The organism is Streptomyces sp. NPDC018964 (genome assembly GCF_044390325.1).
Classification (GTDB): Bacteria; Actinomycetota; Actinomycetes; order Streptomycetales; family Streptomycetaceae; genus Streptomyces.
Map to the genome: position 1 here is coordinate 1 of NZ_JBIRYZ010000057.1, position 4,792 is coordinate 4,792.

General features: G+C 37.1%; 6 protein-coding genes. 1 reads left to right on the forward strand and 5 read right to left on the reverse strand.

Annotated features, from left to right (window positions below; all coding sequences use genetic code 11):
• The 3 genes from mobV to ACH5AO_RS37075 form a co-directional block, all read right to left on the reverse strand.
• Window positions 1-1,105: MobV family relaxase (gene mobV / locus ACH5AO_RS37065; RefSeq protein WP_398932532.1), on the reverse strand; the 1,105-nt coding region annotated here is incomplete at its 3' end.
• A 614-nt stretch (window positions 1,106-1,719) separates the two neighbouring features.
• Window positions 1,720-2,097, reverse strand: a complete 378-nt coding sequence (gene qacH, locus ACH5AO_RS37070) for a quaternary ammonium compound efflux SMR transporter QacH (protein ID WP_000121134.1) — start codon at window positions 2,095-2,097, stop codon at window positions 1,720-1,722.
• Window positions 2,097-2,648: a TetR/AcrR family transcriptional regulator gene (locus tag ACH5AO_RS37075; protein WP_000028029.1), complete on the reverse strand. Its 552-nt coding sequence runs from the start codon at window positions 2,646-2,648 to the stop codon at window positions 2,097-2,099. The genes qacH and ACH5AO_RS37075 overlap by 1 nt, the downstream gene beginning before the upstream one ends.
• A gap of 1,039 nt (window positions 2,649-3,687) precedes the next feature.
• Here ACH5AO_RS37075 and ACH5AO_RS37080 point away from each other — a divergent pair.
• Complete coding sequence (locus ACH5AO_RS37080) at window positions 3,688-4,245, forward strand: replication/maintenance protein RepL (protein ID WP_048558832.1); 558 nt, start codon at window positions 3,688-3,690, stop codon at window positions 4,243-4,245.
• Window positions 4,246-4,258: 13 nt separating this feature from the next.
• On the opposite strand, the gene ACH5AO_RS37085 is transcribed toward ACH5AO_RS37080, so the two are convergent.
• Both ACH5AO_RS37085 and ACH5AO_RS37090 read right to left on the reverse strand, forming a co-directional pair.
• A complete protein-coding gene (locus ACH5AO_RS37085; RefSeq protein WP_358236531.1) occupies window positions 4,259-4,450 on the reverse strand; it encodes a hypothetical protein in 192 nt (63 codons plus the stop codon).
• A gap of 5 nt (window positions 4,451-4,455) precedes the next feature.
• The coding region (locus ACH5AO_RS37090; protein ID WP_398932534.1) for a hypothetical protein at window positions 4,456-4,792 on the reverse strand (337 nt) is incomplete at its 5' end.

Below are 4,792 nucleotides of genomic sequence, written 5' to 3' on the forward strand. Positions count from 1 at the left end.
ATTTCAATTCCCGATTCTCATTTTGGTAAGACCGGTTCTCAATTTTTAGAGTGTCCACCTGTTGTTTTAACTCCTTTTTCTCCTTCAACTGGTCATTATATTTATTAACGAGTCCATTGTACTTTTCTATCAAGTCTCCATAGTTCTTTACAATGTCTGTTTGCTTCACTTTTTGCAGTGCTTTTTTCTCTGCTAAGGAGTCTAAATTCTCTTCAATATCTTTGTAGTAATAGCGAATTTTATCTTGTCCAATTTGCATATCAGCTTTCAGCTGCGTAACTTCTTTTTGAGTCTTTTCCAACTCTTTCTGCAGATTCTCTGCTTGTAGCTGATAAGCCACACCATTGGTCGCATAATCGACTAGGCTTTTGTAGTCTTGTTCCTTCATTCCAACAAGCCCTAGAACCTTTTTAGCTTCGATATTCGCAATCGATTTCGATTTATCATCAATCTCTTGAATATGCCCCATTGTCCGCTCATATTTCTCTTGGGCTTCCTTCTCCATGCTTTGAAACGTTTGAGCCTTATATTTAGCCGTCTCCACGTGTTTACGGCTCGACGAGACCCCTCTTTCCAAATTAAAGTCATTTTGCTTCAGGTACTGATTAAAATCGTCCTGAAGACTCACCAGTTGCTTTTTCTGGCCAAAGAAATCTTTAGCCGATAGTCGGCCATCCTCCGTTACTGGAACGAAGCCTACGTGCATGTGAGGGGTTTTCTCGTCATAGTGAACAGTCGCATAGATTAAATTCTTTTCACCGTATCGATCAGCAAGGAACTCATGAGCCGTTTCAAAATACCTTTTCTGCTCTTTGGGTGAAATTTTATCGAAGAATTCCTTGTCAGAGGTAATTAAGAATTCAGCCAGCTTAACTGCATCTTTACGGATCTTTTTTCCAGAGGTCACATTGTCCTCAATTACTTGGCTAATTTTCTCGTTGTAATCAATCTGCCTTTGACCGTTTATCAAGTCATAATTCAGATGAGAATCAGCTTTATTGATGTCGGGATTCGTTTCACTTTCCCTCTCTCTTTGGTTGTGAAATTGAATCCCTTTTATCCCATTTGATTTCATTTTCTGCATTCGGATAATGGAGTAACTCATGGGGTACGCACCCTTTCTGAAAATCGATAGATTAATAGAAAGTGTAACACACTACACTTTGCACGCAAAGTTTCATGTGGTCTGCGACGCTAAAAGCCAAACCTTGGGCTTTGCCCAAACCCACTGGGGAACTCTTCCCCAGACCCCCTTAATCGAACTCCCCAACCCCTCAATCCTTGAGGGGCTCCCTCGCCGGTAGGCAGCTCAAAAGGTGTTGCCTTTTGAGACACCAAGAGGGTCTTGGTGAAGTGAGTCTATCAACTCCTTATCCTCCCTTCGGTCCGGTACCGTTGACAGACGCCATACGGGCCTCTCTCGCCTTTGTAAGAGGTTGCCCCTAGTAAAAACCCTTAAAAAGCAAAAAAGACGCTTCTAGGGGTAGCGTCAGGGAAATGCGGATTTACAACGGTAAGCATTTGATACAAGTCTTATGAGACAGTCAGAAGTCATTTAAAACGCTAATTTCATTATGTCTCAATAAACTCTACTCTATTGGAATTGTGAAGTGATACACTTAAACTAACGTACGCAGGTTTGTTGAATAAGGACTTCAAAAAATACCCTTAATTAAGCTAAAAAGTCCTTCTCTTTATTAAGAAGGACTTTTTTATGTGTTATTCCATTGTCTCATTCATTGTAATAGTTTCGCTTGCTTCATGACCAGATTCTCCATGTCCTGGTCCAAACAAATTCAATATTACAACTCCTACAAGAATCAGTGTTATTCCTGCAATGCTAGCCATGTTAAGTTTTTCCTTCCAAACTAAAACTGAAATTACTGTAGTCAAAACAAGTCCTAAACCTGCCCATAATGCATATGCAGTGTTTAAGGGGATTGTTTTTAGCGACAAGGATAAAAAGAAAAAACAACCAACGAAAGCTATTATTACCCCTATTGTAGGATAGAGTTTTGAAAAGCCTTCAGATGCTTTTAATAGGGAAGAGCCAATAATCTCCCCCACTATTGCAAGTGCTAAATATAGATATGACATTATTCGTCCTCCTGAATCATGTTTATTAGTTCATCAAAAACTTGTGTTTTTAGTTCTTCATTTAATGGTGCCATTCCAAATATTTCTGAAAACCAAAGACCATCTATGGATAATCTTGTAATTGTTATTTTGACAGGATCAATTCCATCAGTTATTAACTTTGTATGCAAAATATCGTATCTCTGCCGGAATTCATCTAATAAATCTGGATTAATAAACATAGCAGCCATTAGTGCGGAATTTAGATTATTGTTTTCTAAATCGGAAAATGTAGATTTAAGATAAGCCCTATTCCATTTTCCTATTGCGTTATCATCGTCGTTATTAACTAACGTATTAATGCATTCGAAATAATTATTTGTCCAATCTTCCACCATTCCTTTAATTAATGCTTCCTTGCTAGGAAAATGGTATAATAATCCACCTTTACTCACGCCAGCTCTTTGGGCGACTGCCTCTAATGTGAGTTTGACAACTCCTTCTTCTTTTACAATTTCAGATGCAGCAATCAATATATTTTTTTTCTTATTAGCATGCTTTGAAATAGACATAATAACCTCCATAACTTAGATACATATAATATACCTTCTGGACGGTTTTTTTGTCAATCGAATTAAAGCTCTTATTTAATATCACTCTTTCACATAAAAATAATCCAATAAATTAATCTAAAGATTGTGAAGAAATGTACTTAAAGTAAAGGGAGCTTTAGTTCAACAGTCGATTTCTTAAAATCGGCTTTATTTATGGGTGAAAATTACATTACCGTTGTAAATCCGCATTTTCAGGACTCTACCCCTTCTAGAGCGCCTCTCATTGTTTTAGCGATTAATTATTATTCCCCTTATTATTTTTTTGAAAATGTTCTTTGTAATATAAATAATCAACTTTATGTTTTGTGGACATTAATTGAGTCGCTAATATTGCGGTGTAAATTGTCGTCAATCCTAGTGCTACTACGGCTAATAAATTTAAATTACTTTTATTAATGCTACTGTTACTATTCATGAAAGCTCAACTCCCTTCTTTAAAATTAGATTTCTAAATATCAAAGATTTTTATTCGAACACCATCAATTCTCCCCTTGTTTTAGGGTGGAGGCTGGCAAGGGGGTTTGGGGGAAGCCCCCATATTGCGTAGATCCATAAGGCAAAAGAGAAAATTTATGAACGGAAGCTCTGGCGGTTTTGGCGGTATAATGGCTCGAGCAAGCCGATTTCCTGAATTCCTCGTTTTAGGTACGTCGGCTTGGCGAAAGTACAGCACCGCCAAAATTTCGGAATGCAAGGAGAAAAGGGTGGAGATTTTTCGGTGGTCTGTCCGAAAAATACTACCCGAACCTTGCGTGGAGAAAAGCCCTTTAGGAGATATAGAAGGGAACACAGAAAAAATGTTGATATATCAATGTTTTAGTTAAGGTAATGTGTCATAGCTTGTGACACGTATATGTGTCATAGCTTGTGACACATAGTTGAATTAAGATGTGTCATTTTTTGCTTGACTATAGTTCATTTTTGACCTATGATGTGTCATAAATTATACATATAGGTATCACAGCTGATGATACATAACAAGGGAGAGAAGGATTCTATGCCAGCAGAGGTGCGTAAATTGGACGAGCAGAGAAAAATTAATGTTGAGTTAACCCCTGAACAACTTCAAATGCTTCAAAGACTTATTGATCTTGAACAGCAAGAAAACAAAGACAAAGAGCAATTTGAAGAGAAAAAGAAAAATCATAATTTCATCCAGCTTTATCGTGACAACATGCCAGAATTAAGATGGTTAATGGCAAATCATAACTTCGCAAGTTCTTTATTATTTTTTATCTTGGAACACATGGATAACAGAAATGCTTTAGCTTGTTCTTATGCAGTTTTTGAAGATTATTTTGGCAAATCAAGGTCAACAGTTTACAGAGCAGTAAAGCTTTTAGAGGAGAATGGATTTTTAAATGTTTTAAAAATGGGAACATCAAACGTCTATGTAGTGAACGAAGACCTTGCTTGGACAGATGGCAATGACAAAAAGAAATTTGCTAAATACGATGGTAAAATCCTTGTCAGCAAAAAGGAAAACAAGGACTTTGAATACAAAAGCCAATTTGATAAATTTAAAGCCCTTAGAGAACGTGAAAACTTAAAATAAAGCGAGTAGATAACTACTCGCCTTTCTTTATTTCAAGAGCATATTTGCCCTCATTTGAATCTTGGTCAACACTTGTAAAAACACCAATATCTTTTATTGGAATAAGAGTTCCAGAACCTAAATGAGGTCTCTTTCTATCCCTCATAAAAAGCATTAATTCTCCCTCTTGGTCTAGTTTCTCCAACTTCTCAACCAATTGTTTCACCTTCATCAGCGTTCCATCTCCATCCCTTTTTGCCTTTGTGGCTTCTCCATTTTTTCTAAAGAGTCCTGGACTAATTTATCTTGCCTATCATCCAGGAACTTGATTGTACTTCGGTCTACATCATTCATCCTCAAGAACGTTTTTACTCGGTCAAGTTGAGCGTGTAAAACTTTGCCCACCCTCTCTTTAAAAACAGAAAACTCCTTGCTGATCTGCACGAGTTTTCCCTTCAATTTTCCGTTCTCTAATTTCAATTCCCGATTCTCATTTTGGTAAGACCGGTTCTCAATTTTTAGAGTGTCCACCTGTTGTTTTAACTCCTTTTTCTCCTTCAACTGGTCA